21 protein-coding genes are annotated in these 20,747 nt (G+C 68.8%); 9 read left to right on the forward strand and 12 right to left on the reverse strand.

Annotation, left to right across the window (positions count from 1 at the left end):
• The first annotated feature begins 184 nt into the window (after positions 1-184).
• The 5 genes from V8Z80_RS15975 to V8Z80_RS15995 all read left to right on the forward strand — a co-directional run bounded on the left by V8Z80_RS15975 (position 185) and on the right by V8Z80_RS15995 (position 5,720).
• Positions 185-1,438, forward strand: coding sequence for a CaiB/BaiF CoA transferase family protein (locus V8Z80_RS15975; RefSeq protein WP_336062680.1), 1,254 nt, complete (start codon positions 185-187; stop codon positions 1,436-1,438).
• Positions 1,435-1,656: an acetyl-CoA carboxylase biotin carboxyl carrier protein subunit gene (locus V8Z80_RS15980; RefSeq protein ID WP_155193868.1), complete on the forward strand. Its 222-nt coding sequence runs from the start codon at positions 1,435-1,437 to the stop codon at positions 1,654-1,656. Before V8Z80_RS15975 ends, V8Z80_RS15980 begins: the two co-directional genes overlap by 4 nt.
• A complete protein-coding gene (locus V8Z80_RS15985) occupies positions 1,653-3,269 on the forward strand; it encodes an acyl-CoA carboxylase subunit beta (protein ID WP_336062682.1) in 1,617 nt (538 codons plus the stop codon). The genes V8Z80_RS15980 and V8Z80_RS15985 overlap by 4 nt, the downstream gene beginning before the upstream one ends.
• Positions 3,270-3,309: 40 nt before the next feature.
• Complete coding sequence (locus V8Z80_RS15990; protein WP_336062684.1) at positions 3,310-4,677, forward strand: acetyl-CoA carboxylase biotin carboxylase subunit; 1,368 nt, start codon at positions 3,310-3,312, stop codon at positions 4,675-4,677.
• A 77-nt stretch (positions 4,678-4,754) separates the two neighbouring features.
• The gene (locus V8Z80_RS15995; RefSeq protein ID WP_155193862.1) at positions 4,755-5,720 is read left to right on the forward strand and encodes a Bug family tripartite tricarboxylate transporter substrate binding protein; all 966 of its coding nucleotides are present in this window, start codon (positions 4,755-4,757) and stop codon (positions 5,718-5,720) included.
• A 33-nt stretch (positions 5,721-5,753) separates the two neighbouring features.
• Here the strand turns inward: V8Z80_RS15995 and V8Z80_RS16000 are convergent, their stop codons facing one another.
• From V8Z80_RS16000 to otnK, 9 genes are all read right to left on the reverse strand, one after another.
• The gene (locus V8Z80_RS16000; protein WP_336062686.1) at positions 5,754-6,446 is read right to left on the reverse strand and encodes a GntR family transcriptional regulator; all 693 of its coding nucleotides are present in this window, start codon (positions 6,444-6,446) and stop codon (positions 5,754-5,756) included.
• Positions 6,447-6,609: 163 nt separating this feature from the next.
• Positions 6,610-7,341, reverse strand: coding sequence for a FadR/GntR family transcriptional regulator (locus tag V8Z80_RS16005; protein WP_336062688.1), 732 nt, complete (start codon positions 7,339-7,341; stop codon positions 6,610-6,612).
• A gap of 58 nt (positions 7,342-7,399) precedes the next feature.
• Entirely contained in the window at positions 7,400-8,680 is a 1,281-nt protein-coding gene (locus V8Z80_RS16010) for a TRAP transporter large permease subunit (RefSeq protein ID WP_155193855.1), read from the reverse strand.
• Positions 8,677-9,240: a TRAP transporter small permease gene (locus V8Z80_RS16015; RefSeq protein ID WP_155193853.1), complete on the reverse strand. Its 564-nt coding sequence runs from the start codon at positions 9,238-9,240 to the stop codon at positions 8,677-8,679. The genes V8Z80_RS16010 and V8Z80_RS16015 overlap by 4 nt, the downstream gene beginning before the upstream one ends.
• Positions 9,237-10,217, reverse strand: coding sequence for a D-erythronate dehydrogenase (denD, locus tag V8Z80_RS16020; RefSeq protein ID WP_155193851.1), 981 nt, complete (start codon positions 10,215-10,217; stop codon positions 9,237-9,239). The genes V8Z80_RS16015 and denD overlap by 4 nt, the downstream gene beginning before the upstream one ends.
• Before the next feature lie 15 nt (positions 10,218-10,232).
• Positions 10,233-11,264 (reverse strand): TRAP transporter substrate-binding protein, encoded by a 1,032-nt coding sequence (locus V8Z80_RS16025; protein ID WP_336062691.1) that lies wholly within the window; start codon positions 11,262-11,264, stop codon positions 10,233-10,235.
• A gap of 64 nt (positions 11,265-11,328) precedes the next feature.
• Entirely contained in the window at positions 11,329-12,117 is a 789-nt protein-coding gene (locus V8Z80_RS16030) for a hydroxypyruvate isomerase family protein (protein ID WP_336062693.1), read from the reverse strand.
• A 55-nt stretch (positions 12,118-12,172) separates the two neighbouring features.
• The gene (locus V8Z80_RS16035) at positions 12,173-12,826 is read right to left on the reverse strand and encodes a class II aldolase/adducin family protein (protein ID WP_336062695.1); all 654 of its coding nucleotides are present in this window, start codon (positions 12,824-12,826) and stop codon (positions 12,173-12,175) included.
• Complete coding sequence (gene otnK / locus V8Z80_RS16040; protein ID WP_336062697.1) at positions 12,823-14,115, reverse strand: 3-oxo-tetronate kinase; 1,293 nt, start codon at positions 14,113-14,115, stop codon at positions 12,823-12,825. The genes V8Z80_RS16035 and otnK overlap by 4 nt, the downstream gene beginning before the upstream one ends.
• A 180-nt stretch (positions 14,116-14,295) precedes the next feature.
• Between otnK and V8Z80_RS16045 the strand changes: the two genes are divergently transcribed.
• Complete coding sequence (locus V8Z80_RS16045; RefSeq protein ID WP_336062699.1) at positions 14,296-15,615, forward strand: amidase; 1,320 nt, start codon at positions 14,296-14,298, stop codon at positions 15,613-15,615.
• Positions 15,616-15,786: 171 nt separating this feature from the next.
• Complete coding sequence (locus V8Z80_RS16050; protein ID WP_336062700.1) at positions 15,787-16,329, forward strand: hypothetical protein; 543 nt, start codon at positions 15,787-15,789, stop codon at positions 16,327-16,329.
• A gap of 22 nt (positions 16,330-16,351) precedes the next feature.
• Here the strand turns inward: V8Z80_RS16050 and V8Z80_RS16055 are convergent, their stop codons facing one another.
• Positions 16,352-16,810 (reverse strand): carboxymuconolactone decarboxylase family protein, encoded by a 459-nt coding sequence (locus V8Z80_RS16055; RefSeq protein WP_336062701.1) that lies wholly within the window; start codon positions 16,808-16,810, stop codon positions 16,352-16,354.
• 33 nt (positions 16,811-16,843) lie between these two features.
• Complete coding sequence (locus V8Z80_RS16060; RefSeq protein WP_336062702.1) at positions 16,844-17,578, reverse strand: SDR family oxidoreductase; 735 nt, start codon at positions 17,576-17,578, stop codon at positions 16,844-16,846.
• A gap of 215 nt (positions 17,579-17,793) precedes the next feature.
• Between V8Z80_RS16060 and V8Z80_RS16065 the strand changes: the two genes are divergently transcribed.
• Both V8Z80_RS16065 and V8Z80_RS16070 read left to right on the forward strand, forming a co-directional pair.
• Positions 17,794-18,744, forward strand: a complete 951-nt coding sequence (locus V8Z80_RS16065) for an AraC family transcriptional regulator (protein ID WP_336062704.1) — start codon at positions 17,794-17,796, stop codon at positions 18,742-18,744.
• 153 nt (positions 18,745-18,897) lie between these two features.
• Entirely contained in the window at positions 18,898-19,893 is a 996-nt protein-coding gene (locus V8Z80_RS16070; RefSeq protein WP_336062706.1) for a Bug family tripartite tricarboxylate transporter substrate binding protein, read from the forward strand.
• Positions 19,894-19,927: 34 nt separating this feature from the next.
• On the opposite strand, the gene V8Z80_RS16075 is transcribed toward V8Z80_RS16070, so the two are convergent.
• Entirely contained in the window at positions 19,928-20,740 is an 813-nt protein-coding gene (locus V8Z80_RS16075) for an enoyl-CoA hydratase (RefSeq protein ID WP_336062708.1), read from the reverse strand.
• Positions 20,741-20,747 lie beyond the last annotated feature (7 nt).

Below are 20,747 nucleotides of genomic sequence, written 5' to 3' on the forward strand. Positions count from 1 at the left end.
CGTGGGCGGTCCGCGCATGCCGTTCGTTTCACATATTGAAAATCTCGGGCGGGCACGGCCTGCTCGGAATTCGTAATTCAAGATGAATACAAAATCGTATTCATAAATGTTGACGTAGTAGGTTCCCGTTTGTATATTGGCTTCGGAGACAAGCCGGCTCCCCAGAGAGCCGTAAAGGAAAGCCATGCAAAACAATGACCTGCCCGCCGCCAGCGGGCCGCTGGCCGGGTGCCGGGTGATCGAGCTGGGGTCCACCGTGGCCGGTCCGTTCTGCGCCCGGCTGATGGCCGATTTCGGCGCCGACGTGATCAAGGTCGAACAAAAGGAGGGCGACGCCGTCAGGTCCATGGGCCGGCAAAAGGCCGGGCGCTCCTTGTACGGCGCCTCGATCCTGCGCAACAAGCGCAACGTTTCGGTGGACCTGCGGCAGGAGAAAGGCCGCCAGGTCGTGGGCCGGCTGTGCCGCTCGGCCGATATCGTCATCGAGAATTTCCGCCCGGGCACCCTGGAAAACTGGGGCATGGGCTACGAAGCCCTTGCCGCCGGAAACCCGGGCCTGGTCCTGGTACGCATCAGCGGCTATGGACAGGACGGGCCCTACAGCCGGCGGCCCGGCTATGGCGTGGTCTGCGAGGCCATCAGCGGCATCCGCGAGGTAACGGGCGATCCCGACCGGCCGCCGGCGCGCGTGGCCGTGTCCATGACGGACTACATCACCGGCCTGTACGCCGCCTTCGGCGCGGTCATGGCCATCCTCGACAGGCAGCGCACCGGCCTGGGCCAGGTGATCGACGCCGCCTTGTACGAGTCGGCCTTCAGCTTCATGGAGCCGCACATTCCGGCGTACCAGCAGCTGGGCATCGTGGCGCGCCGCTGCGGTTCGCGCCTGCCCGGCCATACGCCCAATTCCTTGTACGCCACCGCCGACGGCCGCTACATACACATCACCGCGGGCTCGCAGAGCATATTCAAGCGGCTCGCCGCCGCCATGGGCCAGCCCGGCCTGCTGGACGATCCCCGCTACGCGACGCCGACCGCGCGCGCCGCCCACGAAGACCAGACCGATGCGCTGGTGCAGGCCTGGACCGGCTCCAAGACCCTGGCGGAACTGGAGCGGCTGCTCGAGGAGGCCAACGTGCCGGCCTCGCGGGTGTACGACATGGCCGACATCTTTGCCGATCCGCACTACGCGGCGCGCCGGATGATCGTGACGGCGCAGGATCCGCAGCTGGGGCCGGTGGCCATGGCCAACGTGGTGCCGCGCTTGTCGCGCAACCCCGGCGCCGTGCGCTGGGCCGGCCGGGACACCGGCCAGGACACCCAAGCCGTGCTGCGGGACGCCCTGGGCATGACGCCGTCGGAGCTGGCCGAGCTAGCCGCTTGCGGGGCCATCCATCACGCGCCGTCGGCGCAGCAATCCAAGGAGCAGATGCCATGACGAACGTCGAGATCGAAGCGCCCACGACCGGAACGGTCTGGAAGGTCGAGCGCAAAGCCGGCGAGCCGGTGCAGGAAGGCGAGGTCGTGCTGATCCTCGAATCCATGAAGATGGAGATCCCGGTCGAGTCTCCGCGCGCGGGCATCGTGTCCAGCATGAAGGTGGCGCCGGGCGATACCGTCGAGGAAGGCCAGATCCTGTGCGTGGTGCAGCCATGACGAGCGCCGCAGCATCCAGGCAGGCGGCCGGCGGGCAGGCCGGCGCGGACGTCCGCCGCGACCAGCTGGACGAACTGGCGTTTCGCCGCGCGCAGTCGCGGCAGATGGGCGGGCAGGCCGCCATCGAGCGCCAGCACCAGGCCAACCGACTGACGGTGCGCGAACGCATCGACGCGCTGGCCGACCCGGGCAGCTTCCGCGAAATCGGCACGCTGGCGGGCGCCGGTTCCTACGACGGGAACAACCGGCTGGTGTCGGTCGTGCCCGCGCCCTATGTCGCGGGGCTGGCGCGCATCGGCGGGCGGCCGGTGGCCCTGGGCGGCGAGGATTTCACCGTGCGCGGCGGCACCACTTTCGGCAGTACGCGCCGCAAGGGCGGGCAGGGTGGCTTCATCGAGGATCTTGCGCACCACTACCGCATCCCGCTGGTCAACCTGATCGACGGCGCCGGAGGCAGCGTGACTTCGCTCAAGCGCCGTGGCCACAGCGTGTTTCCGGGCGTGCATGGTTTCGAGCGTTCCGTGGAGCTGCTGGGCGAGGTGCCCGTGGTTTCGGCGGTGCTGGGCACGGCGGCCGGCGGGCCGGCCGGGCGCGCGATCCTGTCGCACTTTTCCGTCATGGTGCGCGGCACCAGCCAGATATTTGCCGCCGGTCCTCCCGTGGTCAAGCGCTCGCTGGGACAGACGATCGACAAGAACGACCTGGGCGGGGCGCGCGTGGCCGTGGACCAGGCCGGCACCATCCATAACGCGGCCGATTCGGAGGCGCAGGCCTTCGAGCAGATGCGCCGGTTCCTGAGCTTCATGCCGGACAACGTCTGGGAACTGCCGCCGGTGCTGCCTTGCGACGATCCGGTGGACCGTTGCGAAGAGGCGCTGGCCGGCATCGTGCCGGAAAAGCGCACGCAAGCCTACAACATGCACCGCCTGGTCTGCATGGTTTGCGATACCGATTCCTGCTTCGAGATCCGGCCCAGCTACGGGCGCTCGGTCATCACCATGCTGGCCCGCCTGGGCGGGCGGCCGGTGGGCATCGTGGCCAACAACCCCATGGTCTACGGCGGCGCCATGAACGCCGATTCGGCCCGCAAGCAGATCCATTTCATGGACCTGTGCGATACCTTCCACATCCCGCTGGTGTTCTTCGTGGACGTGCCGGGTTTCATGGTCGGCCTGAAGGCCGAACAGGAGGGCACGCTGCGCGAAGGCATGCGGGCCGTGAGCATGGCGGCCAAGCTGCGCGTGCCGACCCTGACGCTGGTGATCCGCAAATGCTACGGCATGGCCGGGATGGCCACCTGCAACAAGAACGATATCGACCTGAAGCTCGCCTGGCCCTCGGCCGAGTGGGGGTCCCTGCCCGTCGAAGGCGGGGTCGCCGCCGCGTTCCGCAAGGAGATCATGGCCGCTGCGGACCCGGCCGCGCGCGAACGGGAAATCGAGGCCGAGCTCAAGCCGTATGCCTCGCCGTTCCGGACGGCCGAAGCATTCGCGGTCGAGGAAATCATCGATCCGCGCGAGACGCGCCCGGTGCTGTGCGAGTTCGTGGCGCTGGCCGAGCGCCGCCTGCGCATCGGCGTGGGGCAAAAGGCGCGCTACGGCGTGCTGCCCTGAACCTTCTTTGTCATCCCGCGCAACGAGGGCGCCAGCCATCATGGACAAGCTTCTGATCGCCAACCGCGGTGAAATCGCCTGCCGGATCATCCAGAGCTGCCGGCGCCTGGGCATCGCAACGGTAGCTGTCTATTCCGACGCCGACCGCTCGGCGCAGCACGTGCAATGGGCGGACGAAGCCGTGGCCGTCGGCCCGGCCCCGGCACGGGAAAGCTACCTGGACGCGCCGGCCATACTGGAGGCGGCGCGCCGCTGCGGCGCCACCGCGGTCCATCCGGGCTATGGCTTCCTGGCCGAGAACGCGGCGTTCGCCCAGGCTGTCGTATCCGCGGGGATGGCCTGGGTGGGGCCCTCGGCGCAGTGCATCCGGGACATGGGCGACAAGGAGCGCGCCCGCGCCATCGCCAGCGCCGCGGGCGTGCCGGTGTTGCCGGGCAGCGGCCGTTTCACGCCGCAGGACGCGGCCGGCCTGGCGCAGGCCGCGCAGGCGGTGCAGTTCCCTCTGCTGGTCAAGGCCGCGGCCGGTGGCGGCGGGATCGGCATGCGCCGCGTCGATGCGCCCGAGGCGCTTGCGCAGGTCGTTGCCGCGACCCAATCGATGGCCGGCAAGGCCTTCGGTTCGGCCAGCGTCTATCTCGAACGGTACGTGCCCCGGGCCCGCCACCTAGAGGTACAGGTCTTCGGGTTCGGGGATGGCACCGCCGTGCATCTGCACGATCGCGAGTGTTCGATACAGCGGCGCTTCCAGAAGATCATCGAAGAGGCGCCCGCGCCCGGGATTTCCCAGGCCGTGCGCGAGCAACTGCAAGCCTCGGCCGTGGCGCTGGCGGCGGCCCAACGCTATAGCGGGGCGGGCACGGTGGAGTTCATCTATGACTGCGAGCGCGAAACGGTTTATTTCCTGGAGATGAATACGCGCATCCAGGTCGAGCATCCGGTGACCGAGATGATTACCGGCATAGACCTGGTCGGCTGGCAGATCCAGCATGCGCTCGGGCGCCTGTCGCCGCTGGCCCAGCCGCAGATCGGCCTGCGGGGCCATGCGCTCGAGTGCCGCTTGTACGCCGAACGCCCAGAAAAGGGCTTCATGCCTGCCCCCGGACGCATCGAGCGGCTGGCCTGGCCGGCCGCGCAGGAGGGGCTGCGCATCGATACCGGCGTGCGGGCGGGCGACAGCATCTCGCCTCATTACGATCCGATGATCGGCAAGGTCATCGCGCACGGCGCCAACCGGTCCGAGGCCATCGGCCGGCTGGCCGCGGCGATGGACGCGCTGCACATCGAAGGGCTGGACACCAACGCGGGCTTCCTGAGGGACGTGCTGCGCGACCCGGCGTTTCTCGACGCCTGCGTCACGACCGGATTCGTGGATGCGTTTCTCGCCCGCCGCAAGCAGGCCGTGGCCTGACGATGCGGCTCACCGGCTGCCCGCCTGGCGGCGGGCAGCCAATACCTACATTCACCGAAAAGGTGGAGGAGACAAGCATGCGCAAGACTTTAGCCAAGGCCGGCATTGCATTGGGCTTGTGCCTGGCGGCCGCTGCCGCCGCCGCGGACTATCCGGACAAGCCGATCCGGATGTACATCGGCTTCTCGCCCGGCAGCGCCACCGACATCGTCGGCCGGGTGATCGCCGACGCGCTGGCCAAGCGCCTGGGCCAGCCGGTCATCGTCGAGAACAAGGTAGGGGCGGGCGGCTCGATCGCCGCGCAGGACACCGCGCGCGCCGCCCCGGACGGCTACACCCTGCTGACCGTCTCCAGCGCCATTGCCGTCAATCCCGCCGTATACAAGGGGGCCGGCGACGTGCTGCGCGGGTTGGCGCCCATCGCGATGATCGGCTATCAGCCCACGGTGCTGCTGGCAGGCAACAAGCTGCCCGTCGATACGCTCCAGGCCTTCGTCGGCCATGCCAGGCAGCATCCGGGCGAGCTGAATTTCGGCAGCTCCGGGGTGGGCGGCTCGACCCACCTGGCCATGGAGGAATTCGCCAACGTAACCGGCACGTCGCTGACCCACATCCCGTACAAGGGCAATGCCCAGGCCAGCGCCGCGCTGCTGGGCGGGGAGATTTCCGCCCTGATGGACACTGTCATGCTGGCGGCCCCGCTGGTCCAGTCGGGGCGGGCCAAGGGCCTGGCGGTGACCGGCGAGCGGCGCTCCGCCTTGATGCCGGATGTGCCGACCTTCGCCGAGGCGGGCGTGCCCGAGTATGACCGCAGCCTGTTCTTCGGCGTCATGGCGCCTGCCGGCCTGCCCGAGGCGCTGGTGCAAAAGCTCAATCGGGAGGTCAATGCGGCGCTGCAGGACGCCGCGGTGCGGGAGCGGCTGATGAAGACGGGCGGGCTTAGCCTGCATGACGGCACGGCGGCCGATTTCCAGCGCATCCTGGACGAGGAGGTGGCCCTGTGGCGGCGCGTGGCGGAGTCGGCGAACATCTCGGCCAAGTAAGCTGCGCGGGCGGGCGCGGCGCCCAGCCCGCCCTCAAAGCACGTACTTGCGGTAGTGCTGGAAGCTGTTGCGCGAATCGCGGATATTGGCCCGCTTCAGTCTTTCGGCCAGTTCCGCGTCGCCGGCGCACATGGCCTTGAGAATTTCCTGGTGCTGCTGCAGGCCCTTGGCCGCGCGGCCCGGCACCAGCATCAGGCGCCGGATCAGCACCTTGGTGCGGTCGTAGATGCCTTCCATCTGCGCCACCAGCAGCGGATTGCGCGAGGCCGCCAAGGTCTTCTCGCGAAAGGCCGTGACGCACTCGACGTAGAAATCCAGGTCGCCCTGCTCCAGCGCTTGCCTGGCCGGGCCTTCGAAGCGCTCGGCCAGCTCGCGCCAGTCGGCCGGCTCGCCGCGTTCGGTGGCCAGCCGCACGGCCAGCGCCTCGAGCACTTCCCGCACTTCGAACAAGGCGTAGATTTCCTCTTCGCTCAGGCGAGTGACCACGGCCCCCCGGTTGGGAATGCGCTCGATCAGGCCGCGGTCCTCCAGCACGCCGAAGGCTTCACGGATGCGCGGGCGCGAGACGCCGAACTCTTCGGTCAGCGTGGCCTCGCTGAGCTTGGCGCCAGGCGGCGTATCGTGGTTGACGATCCGGGTGCGCAGGATCGCGACGATGTCTTCCAGGCTGGGACCGGACGGCGTGGCGCGGGGCTTGCGTGATGTCTGGCGGGCGGTGTCGGGCACGGGGATGTTCCTGGGCAAGGCGCCGTGGCGGGGCATCGGGCAAGCGCCGGGCCCCGCGCGTAGGCGGCAGCCGGCATGTTAACGCGTTTACCTCATGTATACAAAAGTGTAGACGATGCTGTAATCGACCGTGCCGCAGCGGCCATTGCGGGGCGCGCCGGCGCTAGTCCTTGCCTTCGGACTCCGCCGCGATGATCCGCGCGATCGAGGCCCGCATATGCCGCAGCGCCGCCTGGCGCGCGCCTTCCACGTCGCGCCGGTCGATCGCCTCGGCGATGGCCCGGTGCTCGGCTTCGACCTGACGGAAGAAATCTGCCCGCCGCGCCTCGTTGGTGCGCGTGATCTTGATCACGTCGTGCAGGGCGCGGCCAATGAACGCCAGCAGCGAGGTCATCAGCGGATTGTTGGCCGCCTCGGCGATGGCGGCATGAAAGGCCATGTCCTCGGCCACGCCGTCGCCGCCGTCGGCCACCGCGTCGTCGATGCGGCGCAGCGCGCGCTGGATGCGCTCGTTCTGGGCATCGCTGCGGCGCGCCGCGGCCAGCGCGGCCATTTCGCTTTCCAGGCCCGAGCGCACCTCCTGCACGGCCCGCACTTCGAGCTGGCCGCCCAGCGCATCGATGCGGAAGGTGTTGTAGCGCTGCGGGCTGAGCACCACGGTGCCGCTGCCCTGGCGGGTTTCGACCAGGCCCTCGGACTTGAGCCGCGAGATGGCCTCGCGGATCACCGTGCGGCTGACGCCGAACTGCTCGGCCAGCTGGGGCTCGGTGGGCAGCCGCGCGTGGACCGGGTAGGTGCCGCCGCGCACCTGCTGCATCAGGGCCTCGGTGACCCGGTCCGCGAGCGTGCCGCCGGATTGCTGCATGCCGGCAGGCCCCGTGGTGCGCACGCTCATATTCCTCTCCCGCGTGATGTCAGTTGTCCATGGCGCAGCGCATCGGGCGGCAGCCGGTTCAGCCGCTGAACCAGCGCGCCGGCGCGATGACCAGCACGGGGAAGAGCACAAGCAGGAACAGGACGATCAGTTCGGCGATGAGGAAGGGCCAGACGCCTTTCATGACCTCGTCTATGCGCTGCCTCGTGACGCCCGCGACAACGCTGAGGACCGTTCCGACAGGCGGTGTGATCAGGCTGATGGACATGTTGATGATGAACAGCACGCCGAAGTATACGGGATCGATTCCCGCTTCCCGGATGATGGGCATGAGCACCGGCGTCAGGATCAGGATCGTGGGCGTCATGTCCATGGCCGTGCCCACGACCATCACCAGCAGCATGATGGCCAGCAGCAGCAGCGTGGGGTTGTCGATGAACGGCGCCATCATTTCCGTGATCGCGCCCGGCAGGTCGGCCACGGTGACCAGCCAGCCGGCGATCGAGGCGGCGGCCACCAGCAGCATGATGACGGCGGTGGTGCGCGCCGCGGTCATGAAGACCGCATACAGCTGGGACAGCTTCAGCTCGCGGTACACGACGGTCGAGACGAACAGGGCGTAGACGGCGGCCACCACGGCCGCTTCGGTGGGCGTGAACACGCCAAAGCGCAGCCCCACGATGATGATGACCGGCAGCATCAGCGCCCAGCCGGCGTCCAGCGCGGCGCGCGCCAGCTCGCGGCCGCTGCGCCGCGGCGGCGTCGGCAGGTTTTCCTTGCGCACGCACAGCCACCAGGTGATCCACAGCGCCGCGCCCAGGTAGATGCCGGGCATGATGCCGGCCAGGAACAGCTTGGTGATCGAGACGTTGGCCGCCACGCCGAAGATGACAAAGCCGATGCTGGGCGGGATCACCGGACCGATGATGCCCGATGCCGCCACCAGCCCGGCCGCGCGCTGCTTGCCGTGGCCGGCCTTGATCATCATCGGCACCAGCAGCGCCGAGAGCGCGGCGGCGTCGGCCACGGCCGAGCCGGACAGCGCCGAGAGCAGGCAGGCGGCCACGATGGTCACGTAGCCCAGTCCGCCCTTGACGTGCCCGACCAGCGTCATGGCCATGTTCACGATGCGGCGCGACAAGCCGCCGACGTTCATGATCTCGCCGGCCAGCATGAAGAAGGGAATGGCCAGCAGGGGGAAATTGTCCGCGCCGGCAATGAAGTTCTGGGCGATGATCTGCGCATCGAAGATGTCCAGGTGCCACATCAGCGCCACCGAGGACACCAGCAGCGCGAAGGCGATCGGCATGCCCAATGCCATGGCGCCCAGCAGGGCGCCCACGAAGATCAGCACGGTCATGGCTGCTTCCTTTCCGCGTTGCCGAGCTCCTGCTGGAGCGCGTCGAGCTCGGCCTTTTCTTCCGATTCGGTCACCATGACCAGTTCTTCGTCCTGGATGCGGCCGGCCAGCACGCGGTAGACGTCCCAGAGCACCATCGCGCCGGCCGAGATGCTGAACACGATCCCCACCATGTAGACGATGGACATCGACCATCCGGTGGCCGGGGCCTGGACGTTCAGGTTGATCTGCGTCTGCTCCCAGCTGCCCGACAGGAACAGCCAGAGCGTGGTCAGCATCAGCAGCTGGCTGACGAGCAGGCACAGCTTGCGCCCGCGCACGGGCAGCCGCCGCACCAGGATCTCCACGCCCAGGTGCTGGCGCTCGCGCATGGCGACCAGCGCGCCCAGGAACACCAGCCAGACGAAGAGCCAGCGCGACACTTCCTCCGAGATGGTGATGCCCGAGTTAAAGCCATAGCGCAGCACGACGTTGCCGAACACCAGCACGACCATGCCCGCCAGGCACAGCACCATCAGCACGCCGAGGATCCGGAAGTAGCCGTCGATCAGTTTTTTCATTGCCGGGGCGTCCCGATAGCTTGCGCCGCCAGGCCGCTGCGGGCCATGTGGGCGCGGACGATGGACAGGTAGTCGCGGTCGGCCACGAAGCCCAGCTTCAGGGCCCGCTCGGCCGTGAAGTCGTTGGGCCAGGAGGCGACGATGCGCTCGATGGCCGGGTCGCGTTCGTAGCGGATGCGGGCCGCCGCCTCTTGGCCGGCGGCCTCGCGCAGCGCCTGGATCATCGCGCCCACCGAGACCGACAGCCCGGGCAGGTTGACCGTGCGGTCGCAGCCCAGCAGCTCGCCGTCCAGGCCCAGCGCGTGCACGAGGTTGTCGATGGCCCGGTCGGGCGATTGCAGCCACATGCGCATTTCGGTCGATACCGGGCAGACCGCCTCGATGCCGGCCAGCGGCTCGCGGATGATGCCGCTGGCGAAGCTGGAGGCCGCCTTGTTGGGCGCGCCGGGCCGCACCGAGATGGTCGGCACCCGCACGGTGATGCCGTCGATGTAGCCCTTGCGGGTGTAGTCGCCCACCAGCAGTTCGCCGATTACCTTCTGCACCCCATAGGAGCTTTGGGGCAGGGCGCGCGTGTCGTCGGCCACGCGCTCGGGCAGCGGGCCGCCGAAGGCCGCCACCGAGCTGGTGAACACCACGCGCGGGCGGGTGCCCAGCGCGCGGGCGCGCTCGAGCAGCAGGCGCGTGGCATCGACGTTCACCCGCATGCCCAGGTCGAAGTCGGCTTCGGCCTGGCCGCTGACCACCGCGGCCAGGTGCACGATGGCGTCGGTGTCCGGGGCGATGGCGCGCGCCAGCGCGTCGGCATCACAGATGTCCGACACGATGCTCTGCACGCGCGGATCGGCCACCGGGCATGGCGCCAGGTCGATGGCGACGATGCGCGTCACCGCGCGTCCTGCCACGCCCTGGTCGAGCAGCCGGCGCACCAGCATCGAGGCGAGAAAACCGCCGCCTCCGGTAATGGCGATCTGCATGCTGGCTCCGTTTCCTTAATTGGCCGCGCCGCGGACCTTGGCGATTTCCTGCAGCATCTGCGCGCCCAGCTCGCCGCCCAGGTCCTTGGAGAACTTGTCGATCACCGGCTGCAGCTGCGTGCGCATGCGCTGGGTTTCCTCGGGCGTGAGCTCGTTGACTTCCATGCCGCGCTCCTTGAGTTCCTGCAGGAACTTGGCCTCGCTTTCGCGGGCCACCTGGCGCTGGTAGGCGGACGCCTCGGCGGCGGTCTCGCTCAGCAGCTTCTGCTCATCCGGCGTGAGGCGGTCCCAGACGCGCTTGCTGACCACCACCACATAGGGCGTGTAGGTATGGCGGGTGATGCTCAGGTATTTCTGCACCTCGTTGAACTTGGAGGTGTTGATGGTGCCCAGCGGGTTCTCCTGGCCGTCGACCGCGCGCGACTCCAGCGCCGTGTAGACCTCGGGGAAAGGCATGGGTACGGCGTTCGCGCCCAGCGCGTTGAAGGTTTCGATATAGACGGGGTTCTGCAGCACGCGGATCTTCAGGCCCTGCATGTCCTCGAACCTGGTAATGGGCCGGCGGCTGTTGGTGATGCTGCGAAAGCCGTTCTCCATCCAGCCGACCACCACCATGCCCTTGTCGTTCATCTTGGCGGCGATGTCCTGCCCGACCTTGCCGGCCAGCACCGCATCGACTTCCTTGGCCGACTCGAACGTGAAGGGCAGGTCCAGCAGGCCGATCTCGCGCACCACGCTGGCGATCGGCGAGGAGGTGATGATGCCCAGCTCCTGCACGCCGCCCTGCACGGCCGAGGTCATCTGGGTATCCCCGCCGATGCTGCCGTTGCCGTGGATGCGCACCTTGATCTTGCCGTCGCTGCGCTCGGCCAGCAGCTCGGCCCAGCGCTTGGCGCCCAGGGCCGCCGGGTGTTCGTCGGCGATGACGTGGCCCAGCTTGAAATTGCGTTCGCGGTAATCGGCGGCCGCGGCGCTGGCGGCCAGGCAGGCGGCGATGGCGCCCAGCGCGAAGCGGGCGGCCCAAGGGCGGAAGGATCGGGTATGCATCACAAGTCTCCTAGGTGTTATGAAAAAAAGGCGGCGCCGGCCAATGGACGCATGGCCGGCGCCTTCACGCAGCGATTCCGTCTTGCCGCAGCGCATGCAGCCAGGCCAGGCTCTGGGCGGAGGCGCCGCTGGGCTTGTATTCGGCGCCGATATGGCCGCTCCAGCCCAGCTGGCGCAGCTCGCGCAGGATCTCGGTGTAGTTCAGCTCGCCCCGGTCGGGCTCGCCGCGCGCGGGCACGCCCGCGATCTGGATGTGTCCCAGCTTGCCGAAGTGGCGGCGCAGCCGGGTGATGACGTCGCCCTCTTCGATCTGCGTGTGATAGCAGTCGAACATGATGCGCAGGCTGTCCAGGCCCTGGCTTTCTATGACCTGCGCGGCCTGCTCGACGCTGCGCAGGAAATAGCCGGGCCGGTCGCGGCCATTGAGCGGCTCGATCAGCAGCGTCACGCCGCTGCCCTCGGCCAGGCGCACCGCTTTGCGCAGATTGGCGAGATAGGCGCGCCGCGCCTCGTGCGCGGGGACGTGCCCGGCCAGGCCGGCCATGACGTGCACCGCCGGCCGTCCGATGGCCTGGGCATAGTCCAGCGTGCGGCGCAGCGAATCCTCGAATGCCGCTTCGCTGCCGGGCAGGGCCGCCAGGCCCCACTGGCCGTCGGCGCCCCAGGGGGTGTTGATGCCCACCATCTGCAAGCCGTTGTCCCGAAGCAGCCCGCCGACCTGAGCGGCCGTTGCGTGCTCGTACGGAAACCAGCATTCGACGGCGTCAAAGCCCGCGGCCTTGGCCGCCGCGAAGCGCTCGGCGAAGGGCAGTTCGGTAAAGAGTATGGATAGGTTGGCGGAGAACCGGAGCATGGCCTTGGGCGGAAAGGAAAGGGGCGGGGAAAACGGCGCGAGCGCGCGGCGCGGGCTACCAGCGCGCGCCGAAGGCGGTGCGCAGTTCGTCGATCTGCGCCTCGTCCAGCGGCTGCGCGCCGGTCATCAGCCACAGCCGCGCGGTTTCCTCGAGTTCTTCGAGCACCGCCATCGCGGCGGTGGGTGATTCGTGCCAGACGTTCGGGCCCAGCCGGTCGAGCATCACGGCCCGCAGCGGCGCGCCGGCCTGCTGGCCGGCGGCGATGGCCTGGGCCACCAGCTCGCCGACCTGCGGGTCGCCCGGGCGCCGGTAGGCGATCAGGGGAACGTGCCCGACCTTCATCACGTAGTACGGCGTGATGGGCGGCACGATATCGGCCTGGCGCCACACGCCCTTGAGCGTCAGCGCCACCAGGTGCGTGCTGTGGGTGTGGATCACGCAGCGCGCCTGCGGCTCGGCGCCGTAGATGCGCCGGTGCAGCGTGATGGTCTTGCTCGGACGCGCGCCGGCAGGGGCCTGGCCCTCGCTGTCCACGCGCACCAGGTCCTGGGGCGCCAGGCGGCCCAGGCAGGCGTCGGTGGGCGTGATCAGGATGCTGCCGTCTTGCAGCCGCGCGCTGATATTGCCGGCCGTGGCGTGCACATAGCCGCGCTCGAACAGCGAGCGTCCGACAAAGCAGATTTCTTCGCGCAGGGTGTTCTCGTTCATGCCGCTTGCATCGCCGCGAGGATGTCGAAGGCCTTGACGAAGAAATCGTCGCTGCCGAAGTTGCCGGACTTGAGCGTCAGGTGCAGCCCTTGGCCGCCGATGGCAGCGCTGCGCGCATGGCACCAGGGCACGCCCGGGTCGATCTGCGGGCCGATCTGCATGCGTTCGATGCCCAGCGCCTGCACGCAGGCGCCGGAAGTCTCGCCGCCGGCCACGATCAGCTGGCGCACGCCCAGGCTGGCCAGCCCGTTGGCGATGGCGGCCAGGGTGTGTTCGACCATTTCGCCGGCCTGCTGGGTGCCGAGCTGCGCCTGCACGGATTGCACGGCCTGGGCATCGGCCGTCGAATAGACCAGCACCGGCCCGCCCTGGGCCAGTTGCGCCTGGGCCCAGGCCAGGGCCTGCGCCACCACGTCCTCGCCTTGGGCGATGCGCAACGGATCCAGCGCCAGGGCCGGCAGGCCCGCCTGGACGAAGCTTTGCACCTGCCGCTGCGTGGCCGCCGAGCAGCTGCCGGCCAGGACGGCCTTGGCGCCCGAGGCCTTGGGCAGGCGCTGGGCCGTCTCGTTGGGTGCAAATCCCCATTGGGGCGGCAGGCCGATCGCCAGCCCCGAGCCGGCGGTCACCAGAGGCAGGTCGGCCGTGGCCTGGCCCAGCGTCAGCAAGGCCCGGTTGTCGATGGCATCGACGATGGCGATGCCCACGCCTTCCTGCCGCAACTGCGCAAAGCGGCGCCGGATCGCCTCGGGGCCGGCATCGACCACCCGATGCTCGACCAGTCCCACGCGGCGCTTGCATTGCGCCTGCAGCACGCGCACCAGGTTGGCATCGGTCATCGGCGTGAGCGGATGGTGGCGCATGCTCGATTCGCTCAGCAGCGTGTCGCCGACGAACAGATGCCCCTTGAACACCGAGCGGCCATTGTCGGGAAAGGCCGGGGTGGCGATGGTGAAAGGCGTATCCAGTTCGTCCATCAGCGCTTCGGCGACCGGGCCGATGTTGCCTTGCGGCGTGCTGTCGAAGGTCGAGCAGTACTTGAAATAGATCTGGGGCGCCTGCCCCGCCGGCGCCAGGCTGCGCAGCCATTGGCAGGCGGCCAGGGAGTCGCGCACCGCCTGGTCCGCAGGCGTGGTGCGGGACTTGAGCGCGACCACCACGGCGTCGGCCTGAACGGGCGTGCGGTCGGCCGGCACCCCGATGGTCTGGACCACCCGCATGCCGGCGCGCACCAGATTGTTGGCGACGTCGGTGGCGCCGGTGAAGTCGTCGGCTATGCACCCCAGTTTCATCTGTCCCCAGTTGTGTCGATTGTTGTGAGGTAGTCATCATACGTATTCGTATGATGTTTCACACCTCGGGGAATCCCTTAGGCACTGCGCATTGATCGACGTGCCTGATAATCTGGGCACGTGCCGCCGGGGCGAGTAGCCCCGCGCGACGGTCGCCAACCCGCTGTGCGCCAGACCATCATGACTTCTCTTGCCTTCGATCCCGGCAGTATTGCGTCGCTAAGCCAGGCCATCGGCCAGGGCACGCTCGATCCCGTCCAGCTTCTCGAGCGCTGCCTGGCGCGCTGCGACCAGATCGAGCCACAGGTGCAGGCCTGGGTGGTGCTGGACCGGGAGCAGGCGCGGCAGCAAGCGCGGCAGGCTGCCCAGGCGCTGCGCGCCGGACAGCGCCTGGGCCCCCTGCATGGCATCCCGGTCGCCATCAAGGACGTGATCGACGTTGCCGGCCTGCCCACGCGCGCGGGCAGCCGCACGCGGGCCGGGCAGCCGGGCGCCGGGGCGGATGCGGACATCGTGGCCGCCTTGCGCGCGGCCGGGGCGGTCATCATGGGCAAGGTCCACACCACCGAGTTCGCCTACTTCGACGGGCCCCCGCCCACGCGCAATCCCTGGAACCTGGCGCATACGCCTGGCGGTTCGAGCAGCGGCCCGGCGGCGGCGGTGGCCGCCGGCATGGTTCCGGTCAGCGTCGGCACCCAGACGGCCGGCTCGGTGGTGCGTCCGGCCGCGTACTGCGGCATCGCCGCGTTCAAGCCCGGGACGCACACCGGTTCGACCTTTGGCGTGGTGCCGTTCGCGCCCGCCTTCGACACGGTCGGCTGGTTCGGTTATCGCCTGGCCGACGTGGCGGCCGTGGCGCATGCCGTGTTTGCCTGGCGCCATGCCGCGCCGCCGGCCCCTGCGCGCCTGCGCATCGGCATCGTGCAGGATCCGCTGCTGGACCGGGCGCAGGCGGACGTGCGGCGCGACCTGGAGCAGGCCGCGCAAAAGCTGCGCGAGGCCGGGCACGCGGTGCAGTTCGTGGCACCGGTGTGCGACCTGGCCGAGCTGGCCGCGCACCATCTGTGCATGCTGGAGTACGAGGTCGGCCGCGTGCATCGCGGCCTGCTGGATGCGCCGGCGGACCAGGTGACGGCCTCTTTGCGCGCGGCCATCGAACGAGGCGGCGCCATAGACACGTCCGCGTATGCCCGGGCGCGCGCCGGCATCATGGCCGCCCAGCTGCGGGTATGGCAGGCCTGGGCCGGCTACGACGCCCTGCTGTTTCCGGCGGCGCCCGGCGCCGCGCCCGCGGGCACGGCCACGGGCGATCCCGGCTTCATCGTGCCGTTTACCGCGTTGGGCGGGCCGATCGCCACGATTCCCACGGGCTGGGCGGACACGGGACTGCCCTTGGGCATGATGGCGATGGCGGCGCCCGGCGCCGATGCGGCGCTGCTGCAGGCCGCGCTGCGCATCGCCGGCGCCATCGAGCTGGACCGGGCCGCGGCGCCGGCCTGAGGGGGCGGGGCAAGGGCGCTATCGCGCCGGCCCGTCCCCGGCATCCAGGGTGCGCGCCCGCTGTCCAAGCGCCTTCGGAGCCGGTGGAACCGCCAGCCCTTGCCGGTTACTCAGTTCATGCGTTCGAGCATCCACCCGTTACGCCGGCCAGGCCGGTCAAAGGAGCAAACCGTGAACATCCCTAACGCCATTGCCGGATCCGGCGGCATCGCCGGCATCGACCTTGCCGGCATGGACCTGCAAACCGCATTGCTGGCGGTCCAGTCCGAGCGCACCCGTTTGCTCGATACGCAACTCAAGGACCAGATAGAGGCGGTGCAGCGGCGCAACGAATCCATCGCCATGCTCAACGAGGTCGGCACGGCGCTGAACGCCTTGCGCGCGCAGTTCGCCTCCGGCAGCCAGCCGCAAGACCGCCTGCCCGACACGGCCGAGAACCGGCAAGGGCTGGCGAACCTTGCCGAGCTGGCTGGCAAGGCCAGCCTGAACCCGCTGTTCCCGCCGGGCTCGGGCGACGTGCCCACGCGCGCCGACGTGGACAGCGCCGTTACCCGCGTCAAGAGCCTTATCGATTCGAACGCCAACAGCCAGCAGATGGACATGCTGCGCTTGCAAAGCATGAACAACAAGCGCAACGAGGCTTTTGACGTCATGACCAACTTCATCCAGAAAATGCAGGAAAGCCGCGCTTCCATCATCGGCAACATGCGCTGACCGGCTCGGACGGCTGCGCTGCTTATTTGCCCGCGGCGGCGCGCCGCTCCTCGAACAGCTGGCCCAGTACCTGCGAGGCGCCGATCGCCCGTGGAAACCCCGCCGGCACTGTGATCATGTAGATCACTTCCTTGAGCTCGTCCTCGGAAACGCCGATGTTCAGCGCATATTGCGCGTGCACGCGCATCATGCCGGTATGGCCCAATGCCGCCATGGCTGCGACGGCGGCCAGCTGGCGCGTGCGGTTGTCCAGCCCGGGACGGCTCCACACGTCGCCCAGCGCATAGGCCTCGGTGGCTTGCGCCAGGAAGGGAAACTCGCGCCGCATCGCCTCCAGCGTGGGCTGTTCCTGGCCGTTGTTCAGCGTGCGGATGACCTCGGCGCCGCGCTGGCTGCGCGCCTCGGTCGTGGTGGCGTGCAAGGGCGCCGAAGCGGCCAGCGCCAGGGCGGCCAGGGCCGGTTTCAGGATCGATGCCTGCATGGGGGGCTCCTTTGTTCAAGCCGGGGGCGGCGGTTATTGGCTGGCGGTCGGGCGCACCACGATTTCGCTGGTGTCCACGTCGGCAGGCTGGTCGATCACGTGCGCGATGGCGGCGGCAATGGCCTCGGGCTTGAGCGCGATCTGGCGATAGGCCCGCATCGCCTGCGCGGCCGTCGGATCGGTGATGGTGTCGGCCAGCTCCGATTCGACCACGCCGGGATAGACGCAGGTCACGCGCAGCTTGTCGTGTTCCTGGCGCAATCCGTCGGAGATGGCCCGCACGGCATACTTGGTGGCGCAGTACACGGCGGCGGTAGGCACCACATAGAGCCCGCCGATCGAGGAGATGTTGATGATCTGGCCGCTGCCCTGGCGCTGCATCGTGGGCAGCACGGCGGCCACGCCGTAAAGCACGCCGCGTATGTTGACGTCGATCATGCGGTCCCACTCCTGGACCTTGAGCGAGGCCATGGGCGAGAGCGGCATGATGCCGGCGTTGTTGACGATCACGTCGATGCGCCCGTGCGTCTGCAGCGCGAAATCGGCGAAGGCCTGCAGGTCCTCGCGGCGCGTAACGTCCAGCGTGCGGAACTCGATCCGGCCGCCTGCCGCGCGCACGCTGTCGCTCAGGGCCTGCAGGCGGTCGGCGCGGCGCGCGCCCACCACCAGGCGGTGTCCGCGCGCGGCCAGCAGCCGGGCAGCGGCCTCGCCGATACCGCTGCTGGCGCCGGTCAGCAGTATGACCTTGCTGTTTGCTTGATGATCCATGGCTGTTCTCCGAGGCTGGCCGGCGCGCTGCCTTGGAGGCGGGCCGGCGTGGTCCGGGGCGCGGGCTCGGCCCCATGCCCTGCATGCTAGGGGCCGGGCGGCCCCGCGCTAAGACCATTTCTTATCCCATCATTGCCTAATCGTATTTGTCGATATGGAAACGGTGCATGTGCAGGGGTAACCTATCGCCTGTTGCTATGTTTCCTGGATTTTTTATGTCCTTGACGACAGACGATTCCGCACGCCGGGCCAGGATGGTCGAACTCGTCAAGCGCCTGGCGCCTGGCGAGGGCTACACCCAGTCCCTGCTCGAGAACGTGACGCTGATGCGATCGGACCGGCCGCTGCCCCTGACGCCGGCGCTCTACGAGCCAAGCATCGTTTTTGTGATCCAGGGGCGCAAGCGCGGCTTTCACGGGGGCAAGCTGTATGTCTATGACGCGGGCCATTACCTGGCCTTGTCCGTGCCCCTGCCTTTTAATACCGAGACCCAGGCCAGCGCGGCCGAACCCATGCTGGGGCTGGCGCTGCGCATCGATCCGGCGATGACGGCCGAGCTGGCCATGGGCATCGACGAGACGGCCGGGCGCCAGCCGGCCAAGCCCGTGACGCTGTGCGCCACCCCCATGGAAGAGAAACTGCAGGACGCGCTGCTGCGCCTGCTCCAAGCCATGTGCGTGCCCGAGGAGGCCCGGCTGCTGGGGCCGTCCATCGTGCGCGAGATCACCTACCGCGTGCTCGCCGGCGAGCAGGGCGGGGGCCTGCGCGCGGCCATGCTTGCCGGCGGCAGCTTCGGCCGCATCGCCAAGGTGCTGCGGCGCATCCATACCCAATACGCGCAGGACCTGGACGTGGCCACGCTGGCCGGCGAAGCCAATCTCAGCGTGCCGGCCTTCCATGCGCATTTCAAGGCGGTGACGGCCACTTCGCCGATCCAGTACATCAAGTCGATGCGCCTGCACCAGGCCCGCCTGATCATGATCCGCCACGGCGCCAGCGCGGCGGTGGCCGCCGAAAAGGTCGGCTACGAAAGCCCTTCGCAGTTCAGCCGCGAGTTCAAGCGGCTGTTCGGCCGCAGCCCGCTGGAAGAGGCGCGCCATCTGAAGCAACTGCTGTCCATGGCCGGGCCAGTGCCCGCCCCGGCCATGCGTTCGCTGGCCGCCTAGCCGCCGGAAACTTGCGATGGCTCGAAGGCGCGCTGCATTCCTGCTATGCTGAAACGGCATGCCGGGGAGCGAGCCGTCGACAGAACAGCCGCACCGCCGCGCCAGACGCCGTGCCCCGCGCAGGGGGCCGGCACGACGCGAGGAGACAGCATCATGAACGCCACATGGCAAGGGCCGCGCGCATGGCGCGCTATGGCCTGGGCCTTCGCCCTTTTTGCATTGGCAGGGCCCGGCGTGCACGCGGCCGACGAATGGCCGAGGCAGCCCATCTCCTATATCGTGCCTTTCGCCCCGGGCGGCGCCACCGACATCCTGGGCCGCGTCTACAGCCAGTCCATCGGCAACAGCCTGGGCGCGCCGATCGTGATCGAGAACCGGCCCGGCACGGGCGGCAGCCTGGGCTCGGCCCAGGCCGCCCGCGCCAAGCCGGACGGACACACGCTGGTGGGCGGCACGATCAGCTCGCACGCCATCAACGTCAGCATCTATCCATCCATCGGCTACGATCCGGTCCAGTCCTTCGTCCCCGTCATCCTTACCGGTACCCTGCCCAACGTGCTGGTGGTGAAGGCCGACAGCGGCATCGAGTCGGTCGAGCAGCTCATCGCCCGCGCGCGCGAGAAAAAGGACAACCTGACCTATGGCTCCTCGGGCGTGGGATCGTCCCAGCACCTGGCTGGCGAACTGTTCGAGGCCATGGTGGGCGTGGAAATGCTGCACGTGCCCTACAAGGGCAGCAGTCCTTCGCTGCAGGCGCTGGTGGCCGGCGAGATCGACCTGCTGTTCGACAACATCACCTCGGCCGTGCCCTTGATCGAGGGCGGCCAGCTGCGTGCGCTGGCGGTCACATCCAGCGAGCCCTCGGACGTGCTGCCCGACGTCCGGCCCCTGGCGCAGCAGGGGTTGGACGGCTACGAAGTGGTTTCCTGGCAGGGCGTCTTCGCGCCCGCCGGCACCCCGCGCCCCATCGTCGACAAGCTGCACAAGGCGATGCACGAGGCCTTGCAGCAGCCCGACGTGCAAAAGCGCCTGAAGGCGCTGGGGCTGACCATCTCGGGTGCCGGTCCGGACGAATTCGGGCGGTTTCAGAAGGCCGAAGTCGCCAAATGGGCGCAGGTGGTGCGCAAGGCGGACATCAAGGTCGAGTGAGGCAGGCCGGGGGCGGTCCGGGCCGCCCGGCAACCTAGGCCCCGGTGAAGCGTGGCGCCCGCTTTTCCAGAAAGTGCGCCACGCCTTCCTTGAAGTCTTCGCTTTGCAGGCTGCTTACCATTTCGGCATTGGCCAAGGCGATGGCCTTGCCCAGCGTCTGGAAAGGGGCTTCCCATATCTGCCGCTTCATGACGCGCAGCGAACGCGGCGAGACCTGCGTGGCCAGTTCAAGAGCCAGGTCCCGGGCCGCGTCCGCCAGTTGGTCGGCGGTGACGACCCGATGGACCAGGCCCATGGCCAGTGCCTGGGCCGCGTCGATCTTGCGGGAGGTCATCAGCAGGTCGGTGGCGTGCGCATGCCCCACGATGCGCGGCAGCATCCAGGCGATGCCGTGTTCGGCGATGAGACCGCGCTTGGCGAAGGCAGTGGCGAACACCGCCTGTCCCGAAGCGATGCGAAAGTCGCTGTACAGCGCCATGACCAACCCCAGTCCCGCTGCCGCCCCATTGATAGCGCAGACGATGGGCTTGCCAGCTGCCGGAAAGTACGAATAGCGCGTCTGGTAGTCGGCGCGCCGGTTCATGTCGTAGGGCCGCATCCAGCGCTCGGCGCGGATGTCCTCGGGCGGCAGCGTTTCCAGTTCCTGCATGTCCATGCCGGCGCAGAAGGCGCGGCCCGCGCCGGTCAGGACGATGACCTTGACCCGCCGGTCGGCGTCGGCGGCCTCGATGGCGCTGCGTAGTTCCGCTTCCATGATGCGGGTCAGGGCATTCATGCGCGCGGGGCGGTTCAGGGTGATGGTCGCGACGGCGTCGGCGACCTGGTAATCGATCTGTTCGTAGGACATGTCGTCT

Source organism: Orrella sp. JC864, from assembly GCF_037026685.1.
Lineage (GTDB): Bacteria > Pseudomonadota > Gammaproteobacteria > Burkholderiales > Burkholderiaceae_B > Orrella.